Consider the following 18,316-nt stretch of genomic DNA (forward strand, 5'->3'; position numbering starts at 1 on the left):
GGCGACCCAGCAGCAGGCGGGGTTATTCAGCTTTTGCGAACAAAAGCGGGCTGAATTCTAGCGGAATATGGCTCTGCGGGCAAATGAATCTCGGAATTACTTAGCCGCGTAGCTCATTGGCGCGGCGGAAGCGCCCCTGATAGTCAAAGAGCTTTTCACGGATTTGCCAGAATTTTCCGTGTTTGCGGGCGACGATAAAATCGGGGGGGCGCAATAACGCCTGTTGCGTGATAACGTCGTCGGCATGCTGCCAGTTAAACGGCGTTCCCGGTGCGCGCTGATGAACGCGCAAAAACTGTTGCAGGAAAACGTGGCGCTGCGCGGTGGAATGCAGGCGAAAACGTTCGCTCACTTCGGCACCATCCTCATCGTGGTAGATGATTTTCAGCCATTCTCCTTTTGCATCTTGCCCCGGCTCGAAGCTCATGCCGCTACAGCGTAAAACCAACGCATCTTTCAGCTTCAGCGCCGCTTTCAGCATATCGTCGGGATCGACCAACACCTCGTTACACTGGTGGCAGCGCCGCGCCGCGATATCGTTTTCTGCGCCGCAGTGCGGGCAGACTTTAAACCGAAACCGAAAATCACACTGCTGGCGCTGGCCGTTTTCCGCCGTTTCCCAACCCTGACAGCGACGGCCATAGTGTTCGATGATATCGCCGTCTGGGGTGGTTTTGCCCCAGAACAGGTTAGCAAAGCCGCATTCAGGGCAGAAAACTTGCACTGGCTGGCTACCCGTATGCGGCTTGCTGTTGCCGACTTCCGGCGTATAGAGATCGTGCGGGTTGCCAGCGTAATCCAGTATCAGGCAGTCCGTTTTTCCTGGATAGAGGCGTAAACCGCGTCCGACGATTTGCTGATACAGGCTGACGGATTCTGTCGGGCGAAGGATGGCGATAAGGTCAACATGCGGGGCGTCAAAACCGGTTGTCAGCACCGCCACATTGACCAGATATTTCAGCGACTGCTGTTTAAAGGCATCAATCAACGCATCGCGTTCGGTTGCTGGCGTATCGGCGCTGACCAATGCCGCCTGGCCAGCCGGCAACAAGGCCGTAATTTCTTTGGCATGTTCGACGGTGGAGGCGAAAATCATCGCACCGCGCCGTGTTTGCGCATAATCAATGACCTGGTTGATGATGTGCGGCGTAATGCGTTGCTGACGTTTGAGTTCAAGATTCAGGTCAGCTTCGCTGAATAGCCCGTTGCTGCGGGCGACGAGCTTGCTGAAATCATATTGCACTACCGGCATATCCAGCCTGTCAGGCGGCACCAGAAAGCCATGTTTGATCATATAGCGCAGCGGTAGCTCATAGATGCAGTCGCGAAATAAACAGCGCTCGTCGCCACGTATCATACCGTGATAGTGATATTGGTATATCCAGCCTTTGCCAAGCCGATAAGGCGTGGCGGTTAAGCCGAGTAGCCGCAGCTGTGGATTGGTTTTTTGCAGATGCTGGATGATTTGTTGATATTGGCTGTTATCGTCATCGCTAATACGGTGACACTCATCAATGATCAACAGAGAGAACGCATTATCGAACTGATCGAGATTCCGTGCGACAGACTGTACGCTGCCAAAAACCACTTTCCCCTGACTGTCTCGCTGTTGCAGCCCGGCGGCGAAGATATCCGCATCCAGCCCCCAGGCGCAGTATTTGGCATGATTTTGCGCGACCAGTTCTTTAACGTGCGCCAGCACCAGAACACGACCGCGAGCAAGTCGCGCCAGTTCGGCGATGACCAGGCTTTTCCCCGCACCGGTAGGTAAAACGATAACGGCTGGTTGGGTATGGCGGCGAAAATAGTCGAGGGTGGCGGAAACGGCCTCACGCTGGTAAGGCCGTAGTGTGAACGAGACAGACGGTGTGAACGACATAATTAGTGCTGACAGATTTTACTGGCGCTGGTGGTAAAGCCCGCATCGTGCGGAATAAATTTTCCGCGTTCAGCCAGAAACTGTACCAGCATCGGGGCCGTCATATTCTCGGCGGAGCAGGTATGAAAACGCGCCTCGCTGCCAAAGCGCGCTTCTATCGTGCTAATCAATTGTTCGGTAGTAAACGACTCACCGGACGCGAGCATCATTTGCAAAACTTCATGACCGTGAATAGATGACATAGCGTTGCCCTTAAAAGAGAGAAATTGCCCCTATTATGCCTGTTGACAATACACCGTGCGAGAATGTGCAACCCGAAGGTGGGCTAAAAGAGCCACTTATGGGCGGTGAATTGCAGGACGCGCGAACAAACCCCCGTTATACTACGATCTCATCATTTGTGGTCTCATGATTTGAGACTGGCAGTATTTGAGACAGGTAGTGAGTTTTAATGCGATTGGACAAATTTTTATCCCAGCATCTGGGAATCAGCCGTTCGCTGGTGGCGCGTGAACTGCGCGCGCAGCGTGTTACCGTCGATGGCGACGTGGTGAAAAGCGGTGCTTTCAAACTCTCCCCCGAGCATAACGTTGAATTTGATGGCAATCCGCTAGAGCAGCAGAACGGTCCGCGCTATTTCATGTTAAATAAGCCTCAGGGCTATGTCTGTTCAACGGACGATCCCGATCACCCGACCATTCTGTATTTTATGGATGTTCCGGTGGCGCACAAACTGCATGCGGCGGGGCGACTGGATATTGATACCACGGGGCTGGTGCTGTTAACGGACGATGGACAATGGTCGCATCGTATTACCTCGCCTAAGCATCAGTGTGAAAAAACCTATTTGGTAACGCTGGAGCAGCCGCTGGCCGAGGATACCGCCGCGCAATTTACCGCCGGCGTACAGTTGCATAACGAGAAGAGCCTCACTAAACCCGCTACGCTTGAGAAAGTGACGGATCATGTCGTTCGACTGACGATTAGCGAAGGTCGCTATCATCAGGTGAAAAGGATGTTTGCTGCGGTGGGGAACCGGGTCGTGGAATTACATCGCGAACGTATCGGCGACATCTGGCTGGATAGCGAACTGGAACCGGGGGAATTCCGCGAATTAAGCGATGATGAGATCGCCAGCGTGACATGATTTTGCTCAGAACGACCTTCTTTCTACTCTGGAGTTATTAGTGCAATTACGCCGCTCTTCTCATCTTGGGCTGATCTTTATTCTTGGCCTGATTTCGATGCTAATGCCGTTAGCCATCGATATGTATTTGCCTGCATTACCAACCATTGCTAACGAGTTTGGCGTGGGGGACGGGCACGTTCAAATGACGCTCAGTACCTATGTGCTGGGCTTTGCGATTGGCCAGATGTTCTACGGACCAATGGCGGATAGCCTGGGACGCAAGCCTGTGATCCTCGGGGGGACGCTGGTTTTTGCGTTTGCAGGCGTGGCCTGTGCGTTAGCGCAAACGGTCGAGCAGCTTATCTACATGCGCTTCCTGCATGGGGTTTCTGCCGCGGCCGCTGCGGTGGTGATTAATGCCCTGATGCGCGATATGTTCTCGCGGGATGATTTTTCTCGCATGATGTCGTTCGTCGTGCTGGTGATGACGGTCGCACCGCTCATTGCGCCGATTGCTGGTGGCTGGTTGCTGCTGTGGTTTAGCTGGCATTCCATTTTCTGGACGATCTCTGGCGCAGCGTTTCTGGCAGCCGCGCTAATTTTCTTTTTTATCAAAGAAACGTTACCGCCTGCGAAGCGGCAAAAATTTCATCTGCGTACCACTATCGGGAATTTTGCCATCCTGTTCCGCCATAAGCGGGTATTCAGCTATATGGTGGCAAGCGGCTTTTCGTTTTGCGGTATGTTTTCCTTCCTGAGCGCCGGGCCATTTGTGTATATCAACCTGCATGGCGTATCGCCTCAGAATTTCGGCTATTACTTTGCTTTGAACGTCGTCTTTCTGTTTGTGGTGACGTTGTTTAATAGCCGTAATGTGCGTCGGCTAGGCGCGCTAGCGATGTTCCGTGCGGGGCTGGTGATCCAGTTTGCGATGGGAATATGGTTAGTGATTGTCTGCCTGTTTGATCTCGGGTTCTTACCGCTGGTATTTGGTGTCGCGCTGTTTGTCGGCTGTATTGCCATGGTTGCGTCGAATGCGATGGCGGTTATCCTCGATGATTTCCCTCACATGGCAGGGACGGCGTCGTCGCTCGCGGGCACGCTGCGCTTCGGTCTTGGCGCGATGGTAGGCGTTATCCTATCGCTGGCCTCATTCAACAGCGCCTGGCCGATGGTGCTATCGATGGCCCTCTGTTCGATTGGTGCGTTTCTGCTGTACCTGTACGCAAGCCGCTCGGCTGCGTCCTGATTCTCCCTTCTTATCAGATGCAGGAAAGGTGTTCCTGCATCTGAGTCTGTTTCTTCTTTCCCTGTTTTCTTTCTGACGGCGATACCTTGTTATGGTTTTTTGTTTTGCGAATGTAAAATATTTGACCCAAAAGTGAACGAGCGGGTTAAAAAGGGTTGAGATATTAAATGGAAAAGGTTACATATAGCCGGAAAAGAAGAAAGATTCGTGATCAATTTGGCATTAATAATGCTTGCAATCAGGCTTGTTAGCCACTAACACGATATGAAAAAGGTGTGTTTGTTGTTTTTTTGTTCACGAAAGGTGGCAAGAAATGGTGTGAACACGCTACTATGATAAATATGTTACTATTTTGTGAATTATTACCTGAGGAAAACAGTAGTGGACAGTTTCCAACTTTCGGTAGTTCATCGTTTGCCGCAAAGTTATCGCTGGTTATCGGGTTTTGCAGGTGTCAATGTTGAACCGATTCCGCTGAGCGGCAGAGAAGAAGAGAATAACCTGATTGGCCTCAAGCTGCTGAGCCATGACGGCGATATTGCATGGAAAATCATGCACCAGTTGCATCAGTCTCTGTCTGAAATTCAGGTTGAATGCGCCGTTCTGGAATGGGAAGGCGAACCGTGCCTGTTTTTACATCGCAATGATGAAAGTACGGCAATGTGCCGTCTGAAAAACGTCGGTGTCGCTATCGCTGAGTCCGTATCGGCACAATATCCCTTTTAAACCGCAGCGTCAGCAGACTGGCGCTGCGGTATTCCCGCATTATGCCGACGGTGTTTCCGTTGTGTAGGATGAAAACTGTAGTAATTCCCGTGTGTAATGTTCGGCAGGGTGCGTGAATACCTGTTTACATTCACCTTGCTCAACCACTTCGCCTTGTCGTAGCACAATAACCTGATGGCACAGTGAGCGGATAACCTGCAAATCATGGCTGATAAACAGGTAGGCGATTTTGTGCTTTTCCTGTAATGACTTCAGCAACGCCAGAATTTGCGCCTGAACCGTTCTGTCCAGTGATGATGTCGGTTCATCAAGGATCAGCAGCTCCGGTTGCAGTATCAGGGCGCGAGCGATAGCGATACGCTGACGCTGACCGCCAGAAAATTCGGAGGGATAGCGGTAACGGGTCGCAGGATCCAGCCCAACTTCCTGCATCGCCTCAACCACGCGCTGGTCTCGCGCCTCTTTGCTTAACTTGTGATGGACGGTCAAGCCTTCTGCAATGATTTGCTCCACATTCAGCCGTGGGTTCAGCGCGGAGTTCGGATCCTGAAAGACAACCTGGATCCGGCTGCGGAAAGGTAATAGCTGCTTGCGGGTGAGTCCTTGTAAGGGCTGGCCGTCAAACCAGATATCACCACGTGAGTGAATCAGGCGCAGCAGTGCTAGCCCGGTTGTGCTTTTACCGGAGCCGGATTCTCCCACCAGACCGAGACTTTCGCCGCGTCGCAAGGTGAAGTTGATATTGTTCACTACCTGCTTTTCGTCAACGGTACGGCGCAACAGGCCGCGTTTGATGGGAAACGAAACCTGTAGTTTTTCCACTCGCAGGAGTGGCTCACCGTCATCCTCGACTGGAAGCGGTTCGCCTGATGGTTCTGCATCCAGCAATTGGCGTGTGTAAGGGTGTTGCGGTGCGCTGAAAAGCTGCTGACAGCGATTATGCTCCACGGCCTGACCGGCTTTCATGACCGATACGCTATCCGCTAACTGACGGACAATATTCAGGTTATGGGTGATGAACAGTAAACTCATCCCCAACTCCTGTTTCAGCTCATTCAGCAATTTCAATATTTGCGCCTGAACGGTCACGTCCAGTGCCGTTGTGGGCTCATCGGCAATCAACAAATCCGGCTGTGTCAGCAACGCCATCGCAATCATGACGCGCTGGCGTTCCCCGCCGGAAAGCTGGTGCGGAAAGTCATTCAACCGGCTTTTCGCCTGCCGAATCCCTACGCGATCCAGACAGGTGATGACTTCGCTGCGGGCTGCCTCGGTACGCATCCCACGGTGGAGCGACAGCACTTCAATCAGCTGTTTCTCAATGCTTTGCAGAGGATTCAGCGACACCATCGGCTCCTGAAAGATCATTGCGATCCGGTTGCCGCGTATCTGACGCAGTGTTTTTTCATCAGCATGCAGCAGCGATTGTCCGGCGAAGCGGATATCCCCCTGTGGATAGATGACGGGCGGGGAAGGGAGCAAACGCAAAACCGACAGCGCGGTGACGCTCTTACCCGAACCTGATTCACCGACTAGCGCCAGCGTCTCACCCGCGTTCACCGCCAGCGACAACTGATCGACGACGCGTTGCTCCTGATCGCCTTTGCGGAAGGCAATGCTGAGATTATCTATCTGCAATAAAGGTGAACTGGACATATTAATGCGCCTTGCTGGGGTCAAAGGCGTCGCGCACCGCTTCGCCAATAAAAATGAGTAAGGAAAGCACGATGGAAAGCACCATAAACACGGTAATGCCCAGCCACGGTGCCTGAAGGTTATTTTTTCCTTCCAGCAATAAGGTGCCTAATGACGGCGAGCCCATCGGCAGACCAAAGCCGAGAAAGTCCAGCGATGTCAGCGTGGTAATTGAGCCGCAGAGAATGAAGGGCAGATAAGTCAGCGTGGCAACCATCGCGTTTGGCAGCATACAGCGGAACATAATGGCGCGATCGCTGACGCCCATCGCCTGCGCCGCGCGGATATAGTCAAAGTTTCGGGTACGCAAAAACTCTGCTCGCACCACGCCAACCAGGCTCATCCAACCGAAAAGGACGGTAATCGCTAATAGCCACCAGAAGTCTGGCTGAATCACGCTGGACAGCAGGATGATGAGAAACAATGTCGGCATACCTGACCAGACTTCGATAAAGCGTTGTCCCCACAGGTCGAGACGCCCGCCGTAATAGCCCTGTGTCGCCCCGACGGCGATACCAATCACGCTGGACAGGATCGTAAGCGCCAGACCGAACAGCAGTGAGATACGGAAGCCATATAGCACCTGTGCAACCACGTCTTTCCCCTGGCTGTCTGTGCCCAGCCAGTTCTGCCAGTCTGGCGCAGACGGGAAAGATGCCGTCGTGGCATAGTTGATGGTGTCGTAGCTGTAGTGAATTAGCGGCCAGATAGCCCAGCCGTGGCTGCTGATACGCTCGGCGATATAAGGATCGCGGAAGTCAGCGGTGGTATCTAACTGTCCGCCGAACGTCCTCTCGCTGTGATCAATGAGAACCGGCGTATAGAACTCACCGTCATATTTCACCAGCAGCGGTTTATCATTGGCAATGAGTTCGGAAAACAGGCTGACGATAAACAGCACCATGAAAACCCACAGCGACCAGTAACCGCGATGATTACTTTTAAAACGCGCCCAGCGCGCCTGATTAATCGGGCTTAAGCGGCTCATTGGCGTCCCTCAAAATCGATACGCGGATCCACCAGCGTATAAGTCATGTCGCTGACGATGTTCAGCAGTAGGCCGATCAGCGTGAAGATATACAGCGTACCGAACATGACGGGATAGTCACGTTGCAGCGTCGCGTCATAGCCCAACAGACCCAACCCGTTGAGGGAGAACATCACCTCAATCAGCAGCGAACCAGTAAAAAACATACTGATAAATGTGGCAGGGAAACCGGCGATCACCAGTAGCATCGCATTACGAAACACATGGCGGTAGAGAATGCTCTTTTCATCCAGCCCTTTAGCGCGTGCAGTAACCACATACTGCTTGCGAATCTCATCCATAAACGAGTTTTTGGTGAGCATCGTTAAGGTGGCAAAACCGCCAATCACGGAAGCCAGAACCGGTAACGTGATATGCCACAAATAGTCGGTAATCTTGCTGTACCACGGCAGGGTATCAAAATTGCTGGAAACCAGCCCGCGCAGTGGGAACCAGTCCAGATAACTGCCCCCCGCGAACAGCACAATCAAAATGATCGCAAATAAAAACGCCGGAATGGCATAACCGATAATGATTAACGTACTGCTCCAGGTATCGAACGGCGTGCCGTTCTTTACGGCTTTCTTGATGCCAAGGGGAATGGAAATCAGGTAGACGATCAGCGTACTCCACAGCCCCAGCGTGATGGAAACCGGCATGCTTTCTTTAATTAATTGCATCACCGAAGAACCGCGAAACAGGCTGTCGCCGAAGTCAAAGCGGACATAATCCCACAGCAATTTAAAATAGCGCTCATGGATCGGTTTATCGAAGCCATAGCGTTTGGTGATTTCTTCGATCACTTCCGGGTCGAGCCCACGAGCCCCCCGGTAGGCGTTCTCGATATTGGGTGCGCCGCCGGTGCCAGTACGTGCCATACCGGCATCCATTCCGCTATTGGCGGTAAAACCGCTGCCGTGCCCCATTTCAATGGCTGCGATGGCCTGATCGACTGGCCCACCGGGGGCAATTTGTACAATAAAGAAGTTAATCGTGATAATCGCCCACAGGGTTGGAATGACCAGCAGGAGGCGGCGTAATAGATACGTTCCCATTTTGATTCCTTAACGTCGCTCTGCGGGCAGCGTAGCCGCCTTTTGGTTATCGAACCACCAGCCGTCGAAGCCCAGCGAATAAGCCGGGCGCACAGCGGGCATAGCAAATTTGTTCCAATAGGCGAAGCGGTCATGATTGGAATACCACATCGGAATCATGAACTGGTTCCAGGTCAGTACTCTGTCCAGCGCGCGCCCCAGCGAGAGCAGCGGCGCTTTCTGCCCTTGATGCTTAACGATTTCCTCAACGAGAGCATCAATCGCGGGATCGCTGACGCCAGGTCTGTTATAGGTCGAGTCGATGTATTGTGAGCTCCAGAACATTTGCAGGTTGTCACTGGGGTAGAGAAACGCGCTGTAAACCGTTGCCGTCATATCGAAGTCCCGCTTACGAATACGGCTGTTGAACTGCGTGCTGTCGATATTACGCACGTTCATGGTGATGCCCAGTTTCTTCAGGCTCTGTTGAAACGGCAGGACGTACTGTGAATTGCCCGCGCTTGGCAGCAACAGTTCAAACGCAAAGGGTTGTCCAGTTGTGCGATTCACCAGTTGTTGATTTTTCAATTCCCAACCGGCTTCTTCCAGCAGCTTGAGTGCCTTAAGCCAGTTTTGGCGGTCATAGCCGCTGCCGTCGGAGGAGGGCGGTTGGTAGCTGGGACCAAAGACTTCGGCAGGCACCTTGTCCTTAAGCGGCGTTAGCCAGGCGAGTTCTTCTGCGCTGGGTTCGCCTTTGGCGGCATAGTCGGTGTTTTGGAAATAGCTGTCGGTACGTTGATAGGCGTTGTAATACAGCGCCTTGTTCATCCAATTGAAGTCAAAGGCCAGCGTTAGCGCCTGACGGACTCGGCGATCCTGAAACAGCGGCCGTTGGATATTGAATGCCAGCCAGCGTGTATCCTGTGCGGACTGATTTACCTGATCCTGTTTGATGATATAGCCGCGTGCAAAGTTGCCGCCTTGATATTGCGTCGCCCAATTCTTTGGTGACCCTTCCTCGCGCAGATCGAAGGCTCCGGCTTTAAAGGCCTCCAGCGCGACGCTGTCGTCCAGATAGTAGTCGTAACGAATGCTATCGAAATTGTACTGACCTTTATTTACCGGTAGATCAGCACCCCAATAATCTTTCACGCGTGAATAGGTGACATATTGGCCGGTACGATAGGCGGTGATGCGGTAAGGGCCACTGGCGGGTGGTGGGTACGATAGTGGCTCACTGAGTTTATGATTCTTCCAGAACTTCTCCGGCATGATGGGCAATGTCATCAAACTGAACATGCGGTTTTTGTCGGAAACCGGAAAATCGAAGCGTACGGTTAGCGGTGCAACGGCTTTCGCGGTGACATCTTTAAAATAGATGCGGAATTGCGGCACGCCCTGCGTCATAAACATATTGTAGGTGAACGCGACGTCGGCTGCGGTGATCGGTGACCCGTCGTGAAAGCGGGCTTTGGGATTCATCTCGATCTCAATCCAGCGGAAATCCGCTGAATGGCGTGTTGTCAGGGCAACCAGTGGATAATAACTGCCGGGCTCGTCATCAGAGGAAACAAAGAGCGAATCATAGAGGCGTTCAGTGCGCGCCGCTGCCACGCCGCGTAGCGCGTAGCGGTTGAAATTGTCAAAGGTTCCTAGTGCGCTGAGCGTGATGCTACCGCCTTTGGGCGCATCGGGATTCACATAATCAAAATGGCGGAAGTTCTCGGCGTATTTGGGCTCCCCCAAAAGTGCAAAGCTTGTGCTGTTTTCAATCGTTTCGGCATGCAGCCCAAAATGGGTTGTGCAAAGCAATACGGCAGCGATAACGCGTTTTAACATCTGACGGTAATCTCCTGCGAGCGGATGTTATCGGGTTGGGGATCGTCTGATGCAGACGTGCCATACCGTAACGTCAACAACGCCGATTTTCTCGGCATAAAGTTCTTGAAATAATTAACATTCCCATCGGGAAGCGGTGTGTTTTCTTTTTATCATGAAATCAGGTGATAAACCTACTTTAATCACGGCTTGTTAATGTTTCAGGTTGTTGAGTGAGTCATATTTTGCGCAGTGCGCCGCAAAAGGGGGCAAATGTGAGCAGGATTCGGGCAAAACAGGCATAAAAAATTTCCGGGAGAAATTTGTAACGTTGCGTCAGCAACGGCCCGTAGGGTGATGGACAAGGATGTCCATCATAAAAAAACGCCGCTTATTATAGCGGCGTTCATGTCGTCTCGTTTCGTTGGCTACAGCAAGGGAGCGGATATTGATTAGCTGGTCGTCGTTCCTTTACTCAGAACACGGCGTCCTTCCTGATAACGCTTATTCCAGTAGTCTTCCGTCATTTTAGAAATGATGACGCCGCTGCTGGTTGAAGCGTGGACGAACTGATCGTTGCCGAGGTAAATACCAACGTGGCGTCCGGTTGAACCCGCACGGAACAGAACAAGATCGCCAACGCGCAGTTTATTACGCTGAATTTTCTGGCCCATCTCTTGCTGTTCATAGGTTGAACGCGGTAGAACCATACCAAACTGTTCGCGGAAGGTGCGCTGAACGAAAGCTGAGCAATCAATGCCACCGCGACTATCACCGCCTAAGCGATAACGAACGCCTTTCCAACTGGCATATTGGTTGAGTAATTTGGACTTGATGTCCACATTACGCACTAATGCTTCAAATTCATCCTGAGAGGCTTGCAGTAAAAGACTATCTTTGTCATTAACTGCACGCATATCAGTTTGAGCTTTATGGTTGTACGCACTGTTACTTCCACATGCGGAGAGCATCATTGCCACCGCGACGGCAGGCACTGCCCGCCAGATATATCTCAGAATCGGTTGAGACTTGACCATTATTGTTATGTTCCCTTGCTGTCCTTAACGATAAATATCGCTATGTAGTATCCCCATTTCACTGGGGTATAAATGCCAAACGAAAACGAGACTCAGACTAAAACAGAGTTTCTTCTTAGCCAAACACTCATCGGCGAAAATGTGTCGGAATGCACATTATTTCTCTTGCCGCTGCTAGTTCAGTATGTGCTAAAAAGCAAACTTGAACGAGACTACCGCAACAGCAGCAGGATTGCGAGAAGTTTTAACTATTTTATTTATAAGATTTAATGATGTGTTCAGCTAAAAAATGTCGATGTAAAAAATCTGAAATCATAGGAATTTATACTGTCGATTTTTTAGGTAATAGTCGGTTTAACAGGGCAATAGCGGCATCGCTTGCTGGCGTTAATAGCCACCAGCTCAGGCCGACCAGAACAACTGAGAGCGAACCGACTGCAATATCGGTAAACCAATGCGCGCCAATCATGATGCGAGGTAATGAGAAAATTACCATGATGGCCAGACCGATAACAAAAGCGGTGCGGGTGAAATAGCGCAGCATAAAAGCGGCAAAGATCATCAGCATCATGCCGTGGTCGCCAGGGAAACTGTCTGATGAAGCATCTTTGGTCGGAATACCGGTTAAATCTGAAACGCGGTTGACGTCGCTAAAATAGAGCGTCGGGCTGGCGTGTTGTACGGGTAATAAATGTCCTGCCTGATTCAGCACCACGGCGGTTAGCAGCATGATAAAGCCAATGATCAGCAAACGGCGGCGCTCTGTGGGCGTGGCTTTCAGATAAAATGACAGATACAACAAGCCCATCGCCATGAGCGCACAGCCGTCAAAGGCGCGATTGTTGGTGATGGCAACCAGATGTAAAAATGCCGGGCTATCGACTAAGAGACGGTTGAAATAGAAAAAGATATGGCTGTCGAGCGTGAGCCAAAAACCATGATCTTCCAGCAAATACCAGGATAAGAACAAACCCATGCCCAAGGCATTGAGCACTAAAATAGAAGAAAGACGAGCAAAAGACATAAGGCAAAGCATCCAAATAAAGACGAAAAGACTCCAGTTTAGTCTACGTTAGCTAAACGAGCCTTCAACAATGAGGCTTGTAACGTATTCCATTCTGCTGGTGTTTCATTGATGATTTCGATACGGCTATCAATCGGTGCCGCCGATCGGGTTTCTATGTGAAGATCGTGTCCCTGACGGTTCACGACGAGTGTCCCTTCCTTTATACGCATCACCCCTTTAACCCGGCTTACGGGAGAAAGACGAACCCAGTCCAGCAGCGCGGCGGTATCAAAAGCGGTTTCAGGTGCGAATATCCAGCCGCAGGCGTGGTAGCCTTGTCCCTGATTGAGAGAGCGGCGCCAGGATTGTCCACCCGGTAATTGCAGCGCGGCCAGACCATTTTTTGGCTGATGCGCATGGTGATGCGCACCGTCCGGCAATTCACGCATGTTATATCTAGGCTGATCCAGCAGTTGTCGGTCAACGTTTCCCTGACTAGCCTCGATAATTTGCCGGCCATCGCCGCTTGCCTGCTGCCACTGTTGTAAGGCCGCGAGATCGTCGGCGGTATAAGTATCGCGCTTGTTGGCGATAATAATGTCAGCGGCGGCAAGCTGATCGCGGAAGTTCTCATTTACTGTGTAACGTGTTTCACTTAACTGGCGTGCATCCAGCAGACACAGCGTGGACTGTAATGTCAGCCAGGGCTGATAGATATCACTCGTCAGCAAGGAGAGAATTTGTTTCGGGTGGCCGAGCCCCGTGGGTTCGATGAGCAACCGATGAGGCTTTTTCTGTTGCAGCAGCATATTCAGGCCAAGCTGCATCGGCAAGCCGTTCACGCAGCACATGCAGCCGCCGGGAATTTCTTTCAGGACGGCACCGCTGTCCGCCAGTAACGCACCGTCAATGCCCACTTCGCCGAATTCATTGACCAGCACCGCCCAGACTTCGTCCTCAGGCTTTTGCGACAGAAGATGACGAATCGTGGTGGTTTTTCCACTACCCAGAAATCCCGTAATCAAATTGACTTTCGTTAGCATGGCAGGCTCCTAATGCGGGGGAGGGGTGACGTGTGCCGGATTGGTCATCCGGCGACAAGTATTGTGCGGAAAGCACAATATAGACTGTTAGTCTGCGCGACCCATATAGCGACGTTCTGGAATATGAATGCGGATCTTTTCACCTGCGCTCAGATATTCTGGAACAGGGATAACCAGACCTGTGCTCATGGTCGCAGGTTTGTTGCGCGAACTGGCTGAAGCACCTTTAATGCCCGGTGCCGTCTCAATAATTTCCAGATCGACCGTTTGTGGCAGTTCCAGCGCGATGATTTGGCCGTCCCAGCTCAATACCTGAATCCCCGGCATGCCGCCTTCAGGGATAAACAGCAGCTCTTCTTCTATTTGATCTTTTTTGAAGAGGTAAGGAGTGTAGTCCTCATCATCCATAAAGACATACTCATCGCCGTCAATATAGGAAAAAGTAACCGTGCGGCGCGTCAGCGTGATGGTATCGATAATGTCGTCGCCTTTAAAACGTTCTTCCACTTTCAAACCCGTGCGGACATCAGAAAAACGCATTTTGTACAGCGTGCTGGCTCCGCGGGCGCTAGGGCTCTGGACGTCGATGTCCTTTACCAGCAATAACTTGTCGTTATAGTTAACGACCATTCCGCGTTTAATCTCGTTCGCTCTTGCCATAAAAATTACCTGCTATAAAGGAGTGTGATTTTTGTGGCGACACGTTACTCGCGCCGGAGAATTCAGGCAAGCATAAGATACGTGGTCTTATATTGGTTTTTGGTAGAAGGGCTGTTATGGTGGCGCTCTCTACTTCTTGTCAGCCCACCGGAGAGCCTGCTGATGGACTGTCGCCCCCATTGCGGTGCCTGCTGCATCGCGGCATCGATTTCAACGCCAATGCCGGGCCTGCCGCACGGCAAGCCCGCGAACACGCCCTGTATCCATCTTGATGACGCGATGCGCTGCGGATTATTTCATTCACCGTTGCGACCCGCGGTCTGCGCAGGGCTACAGCCGCGCGCAGATATGTGTTTCAGCCATCGGGATGAGGCGATGATTTACTTGCTCAAACTGGAAGCCGATACGGCACCTTAACGTGCGACCATCAGGCGTCTTTGATACGCCACATACAATAGATGGAACCGACGATCATCAGCAGGGCGAAGAAGAAAACGGCGTGATAGTTCCAGATTTCCGCAACGATCCCAGCCAGTGAACCAGAGATGATCCAGCCAACGCGGGTGGTATTGGTGAACAACGTGGTGGCAGCACCGGCCTGTCCGGGCATCAAATCCTGAAAATAGAGCATGCCGATTCCGGCCAGAATGCCAATAAAGATCGCGTTCAGCGCTTGTAATCCCAGCAGCGCAATTTCCCCATCGAGAACCAGCAAGCCGCCGAAGAACAGCAATCCGGAGGCAACGGCAAGCCGCATCAGGAAACGTTTCCCGAAGCGTTTCGCGACGTAACCCGCAATCAGCATGACCGGAATTTCCAGCCCGGCCGCCACGCCCATCATGATCCCCGCCAGCTTTTCCGGTAGATGCAGTTCATGCACCAGATACAGTGGCATATTAATGAGGTAAATCCCGTTGCAGGTCCACATCAAGGTACAGGCAACGAACAACAAGAGCGTGTCTCGGCGATTACGACGCGGTGATTCCAGCGTTGAGGTGGTCTTTTCCACCGCTTTGGGCATGGAGGGCAGAAAGAGTTTGACCAGAATGCCGCACAAAATAAAGACGGCCGCCGCAGTCAGGTACATCGTGGTGAAGCCGAACCCTAGCGCCAACGCAAAAGCGATTGGCGGGCCAACAACCCAGGCGAGAGAAATTTGGGCGCGGAGGATGGAGCTGAACATCGCCGCTTCACGACCTGTTTTATCTGCGTGCTCCCGTGCCAGCGCAAAGAGCTGTGGGTTGGCGGTGGAGCCAAAACTGCTCAGCAGAACGCCAATAAAAAGCAGAATAAAGTAGTTACGGTTCCAGGCAAACAGCATGCAGGCCAGTGCGCCCAGCAGGCAGCACACGAAGATCAGCGATTTGCGATCGCCCTGACGGTCCGAACGCGTAGCCAGCATCTGACTAACGACAATACCGATAACCGCACTGCCGGTATAAAACATCCCCACCAGAAAAGGGCGAGCCTGTACTTCACTGGAAAGAAAGAGGCTGAGCGTAGGAAGTTGCAGGGCGCCGGCTGTTCCGGTCAGAAAGGCAATAACCAGGAATGCTGACGATGTCAGATCAAGCGGGCGTCGTGTTGTGTTTGCAGGAGTGAACATAAATTGATAGCGCTTGGAAAATAGGCAGAGGCTGTCGAGCGCGACATAGTACTCGGGTTTATAATGAAACAGAAATCTTGTTTCATTATTTTTCGTCAGCACGGCTTCAGCCATTGGGTGATTTTTGTTGGCGGGCAGCGCGTCATCCACGTTAAAATGTGCGTGATGTCAAAATTCTGTTACGTCAGCAGCGCAGAAAGCTTGCATAAATGGCGTAATAGAATGAGACTTTTGAAACGTTTCAGCGGAATTTTTTTTGAAACGCCCTAACAATCGACACATTTTTTTCTCATAAAAGCTGAAACGATTCAACTTTCAGCAAGAGAGGAGAGCCATGTTCCAGTTGTCACAGCAAGATATTCATTTGGGCGCAGCGGCCAGCAACAAGCAGGAAGCTATCCAGCTTGTTGCTTCAGCGCTGACCGATGCCGGGTGCGTTAACGCAGGGTATGTCGACGGCATGCTCCAGCGCGAACAGCAAACATCCACCTATTTGGGAAGCGGCATTGCTATCCCTCATGGCACCACTGATACCCGCGATCTGGTATTGAAGACCGGGGTTCAAGTATTCCAGTTTCCTCAGGGTATTGCCTGGGGTGAAGATCAAACCGCCTATGTGGTACTCGGTATTGCAGCCCGTTCTGATGAACACCTTGCGCTGCTGCGTCAACTGACCCACGTTCTGAGCGACGATCGCGTAGCGGCTCGCTTGGCAAGCACAAAGTCAGCGGAAGAACTGCGTAGCCTGCTGATGGGCGAGCAACAACTGGCGGAATTCCGCTTTGATACCTCGCTGATTGCGTTGGATGTGGCGACCGATAATCTGCTGACGCTTCAGGCGCTGAATGCCGGTCGTCTTCAGCAGGTCGGTGCAGCCGACGCCAGCTTTGTCAGCACCGCGGTCAGCAACAAGCCGCTGAATCTGGGGCAAGGTGTGTGGTTCAGCGATAGCGCGGTGGGTAACCTCAGCAGCGCAGCCGCAGTGGCGCGTCCGGCTACGCCTTTCAGCGTTGATGGTGAAAACGTGGCGTTATTGGTCACGGTAGCTGCGGCTGACGATCAGGCTTTTGCGCCGATCGATTATCTGAGCAACCTGCTGATTGCACAAAAAGCGGAACGTCTGCTGACGGCTGATGCGCCGACGCTGCTGGCACTTTTGACCAGCGACGTACCGGAAGAGAGCGAAGTGCTGACGGCAGAATTTACCATTCGCAACGAGCACGGTCTGCACGCGCGTCCGGGCACTATGCTGGTGAATGTGATCAAACAGTTCAGCAGTGATATTACCGTCACCAATCTGGATGGCACAGGCAAACCGGCAAATGGCCGCAGCCTGATGAAAGTCGTCGCGCTGGGCGTGAAGAAAGGCCATAAACTGCGCTTCACCGCCAGCGGTAGCGATGCGGAACAAGCACTGGCCGCCATTGGCGACGCGATTACGTCCGGTTTGGGCGAGGGGGCAGCATGAGCAGGAGAGTAGCCACAATCACCCTGAATCCAGCTTATGACCTGGTTGGCTATTGCCCGGAAGTTGAGAAAGGCGAAGTCAATCTGGTTCAGACAGCGGGTCTGCACGCCGCAGGCAAAGGCATTAACGTTGCCAAGGTGCTGAAAGATCTCGGGATTGATGTCACGGTAGGTGGCTTTCTGGGCAAAGACAATCAGGATGGTTTTCAGCAACTGTTCAGCGAGCTGGGCATTGCTAACCGTTTCCAGGTTGTGCCAGGACGTACGCGCATTAACGTCAAATTAACCGAAAAAGATGGTGACGTCACCGACTTCAACTTTTCCGGTTTTGAAGTGACACAGCAGGACTGGCAGCGTTTCGTCAATGATTCGCTGAGCTGGCTGGGGCAGTTCGACATGGTTGCGGTAAGCGGCAGTCTGCCTGCTGGCGTCGATCCTGATGCATTTACCGACTGGATGTCTCGTCTGCGTACGCAGTGTCCTTGCATTATTTTCGACAGCAGCCGTGAAGCGCTGGTGGCGGGATTGAAAGCCTCTCCCTGGTTGGTGAAACCAAACCGTCGGGAGCTGGAGATATGGGCTGGGCGTAAATTACCTACGCTGGCTGATGTGGTGGATGCCGCTCACGCGCTGCGTGAACAGGGTATTGCACATGTTGTGATCTCACTGGGTGCGGAAGGTGCGCTGTGGGTGAATGCATCGGGTGCGTGGCTGGCTAAACCACCTGCTTGTGATGTGGTAAGTACGGTAGGTGCGGGCGACTCCATGGTTGGGGGGTTGATTTATGGCTTATTAATGCGTGAGTCCAGTGAGCACACTCTGCGTTTGGCGACGGCAGTTTCGGCTCTGGCCGTGAGCCAAAGTAATGTTGGTATTACCGATCGTCCTCAGTTGGCCGCGATGATGGCGCGCGTCGACCTGAAACCCTTTAACTGATACA

General features: G+C 52.2%; 17 protein-coding genes. 6 read left to right on the plus strand and 11 right to left on the minus strand.

What is annotated here, in order from left to right:
• Positions 1 to 100 precede the first annotated feature (100 nt).
• Complete coding sequence (gene radD, locus LCF41_RS09090) at positions 101 to 1,879, minus strand: DNA repair helicase RadD (protein ID WP_225087770.1); 1,779 nt, start codon at positions 1,877 to 1,879, stop codon at positions 101 to 103.
• A gap of 2 nt (positions 1,880 to 1,881) precedes the next feature.
• Positions 1,882 to 2,121, minus strand: coding sequence for a YecH family metal-binding protein (locus LCF41_RS09095; protein WP_225087771.1), 240 nt, complete (start codon positions 2,119 to 2,121; stop codon positions 1,882 to 1,884).
• 209 nt (positions 2,122 to 2,330) lie between these two features.
• Here LCF41_RS09095 and rsuA point away from each other — a divergent pair, with 209 nt between their 5' ends.
• From rsuA to LCF41_RS09110, 3 genes are all read left to right on the plus strand, one after another.
• The gene (gene rsuA, locus LCF41_RS09100; protein WP_225087772.1) at positions 2,331 to 3,026 is read left to right on the plus strand and encodes a 16S rRNA pseudouridine(516) synthase RsuA; all 696 of its coding nucleotides are present in this window, start codon (positions 2,331 to 2,333) and stop codon (positions 3,024 to 3,026) included.
• Positions 3,027 to 3,066: 40 nt separating this feature from the next.
• A complete protein-coding gene (locus tag LCF41_RS09105; RefSeq protein ID WP_225087773.1) occupies positions 3,067 to 4,257 on the plus strand; it encodes a Bcr/CflA family multidrug efflux MFS transporter in 1,191 nt (396 codons plus the stop codon).
• A gap of 381 nt (positions 4,258 to 4,638) precedes the next feature.
• Positions 4,639 to 4,983 carry a YejG family protein gene (locus LCF41_RS09110; protein ID WP_015839902.1) on the plus strand — a complete coding sequence of 115 codons (345 nt, stop codon included), beginning with the start codon at positions 4,639 to 4,641 and terminating at the stop codon, positions 4,981 to 4,983.
• Positions 4,984 to 5,022: 39 nt separating this feature from the next.
• Here LCF41_RS09110 and yejF read toward each other — a convergent pair whose 3' ends face one another.
• From yejF to yeiP, 8 genes are all read right to left on the minus strand, one after another.
• Positions 5,023 to 6,639, minus strand: coding sequence for a microcin C ABC transporter ATP-binding protein YejF (gene yejF / locus LCF41_RS09115; RefSeq protein ID WP_225087774.1), 1,617 nt, complete (start codon positions 6,637 to 6,639; stop codon positions 5,023 to 5,025).
• 1 nt (position 6,640) lies between these two features.
• A complete protein-coding gene (locus tag LCF41_RS09120) occupies positions 6,641 to 7,666 on the minus strand; it encodes an ABC transporter permease (protein ID WP_225087775.1) in 1,026 nt (341 codons plus the stop codon).
• Positions 7,663 to 8,760, minus strand: coding sequence for a microcin C ABC transporter permease YejB (locus LCF41_RS09125; RefSeq protein WP_225087776.1), 1,098 nt, complete (start codon positions 8,758 to 8,760; stop codon positions 7,663 to 7,665). The genes LCF41_RS09120 and LCF41_RS09125 overlap by 4 nt, the downstream gene beginning before the upstream one ends.
• Before the next feature lie 9 nt (positions 8,761 to 8,769).
• Positions 8,770 to 10,578, minus strand: a complete 1,809-nt coding sequence (locus LCF41_RS09130; RefSeq protein WP_225087777.1) for an extracellular solute-binding protein — start codon at positions 10,576 to 10,578, stop codon at positions 8,770 to 8,772.
• Positions 10,579 to 11,009: 431 nt separating this feature from the next.
• Positions 11,010 to 11,594 carry a bifunctional murein DD-endopeptidase/murein LD-carboxypeptidase gene (gene mepS / locus LCF41_RS09135; RefSeq protein WP_225087779.1) on the minus strand — a complete coding sequence of 195 codons (585 nt, stop codon included), beginning with the start codon at positions 11,592 to 11,594 and terminating at the stop codon, positions 11,010 to 11,012.
• 322 nt (positions 11,595 to 11,916) lie between these two features.
• Positions 11,917 to 12,618, minus strand: a complete 702-nt coding sequence (locus LCF41_RS09140) for a phosphatase PAP2 family protein (RefSeq protein ID WP_225087780.1) — start codon at positions 12,616 to 12,618, stop codon at positions 11,917 to 11,919.
• Positions 12,619 to 12,656: 38 nt separating this feature from the next.
• The gene (locus tag LCF41_RS09145; protein WP_225087781.1) at positions 12,657 to 13,643 is read right to left on the minus strand and encodes a CobW family GTP-binding protein; all 987 of its coding nucleotides are present in this window, start codon (positions 13,641 to 13,643) and stop codon (positions 12,657 to 12,659) included.
• An 87-nt stretch (positions 13,644 to 13,730) separates the two neighbouring features.
• Complete coding sequence (yeiP, locus tag LCF41_RS09150) at positions 13,731 to 14,303, minus strand: elongation factor P-like protein YeiP (protein WP_039300896.1); 573 nt, start codon at positions 14,301 to 14,303, stop codon at positions 13,731 to 13,733.
• Between the two features lie 162 nt (positions 14,304 to 14,465).
• Between yeiP and LCF41_RS09155 the strand changes: the two genes are divergently transcribed.
• Entirely contained in the window at positions 14,466 to 14,720 is a 255-nt protein-coding gene (locus LCF41_RS09155) for a YkgJ family cysteine cluster protein (protein ID WP_225087782.1), read from the plus strand.
• 10 nt (positions 14,721 to 14,730) lie between these two features.
• Here the strand turns inward: LCF41_RS09155 and setB are convergent, their stop codons facing one another.
• Positions 14,731 to 15,909, minus strand: a complete 1,179-nt coding sequence (gene setB / locus LCF41_RS09160; RefSeq protein ID WP_225087784.1) for a sugar efflux transporter SetB — start codon at positions 15,907 to 15,909, stop codon at positions 14,731 to 14,733.
• 334 nt (positions 15,910 to 16,243) lie between these two features.
• Between setB and fruB the strand changes: the two genes are divergently transcribed.
• Both fruB and fruK read left to right on the plus strand, forming a co-directional pair.
• Positions 16,244 to 17,377, plus strand: coding sequence for a fused PTS fructose transporter subunit IIA/HPr protein (gene fruB / locus LCF41_RS09165; RefSeq protein WP_225087785.1), 1,134 nt, complete (start codon positions 16,244 to 16,246; stop codon positions 17,375 to 17,377).
• Positions 17,374 to 18,312, plus strand: a complete 939-nt coding sequence (gene fruK, locus LCF41_RS09170) for a 1-phosphofructokinase (protein ID WP_005967280.1) — start codon at positions 17,374 to 17,376, stop codon at positions 18,310 to 18,312. The genes fruB and fruK overlap by 4 nt, the downstream gene beginning before the upstream one ends.
• Positions 18,313 to 18,316 lie beyond the last annotated feature (4 nt).

The sequence above is a fragment of the Pectobacterium colocasium genome, from assembly GCF_020181655.1.
GTDB lineage: Bacteria > Pseudomonadota > Gammaproteobacteria > Enterobacterales > Enterobacteriaceae > Pectobacterium > Pectobacterium colocasium.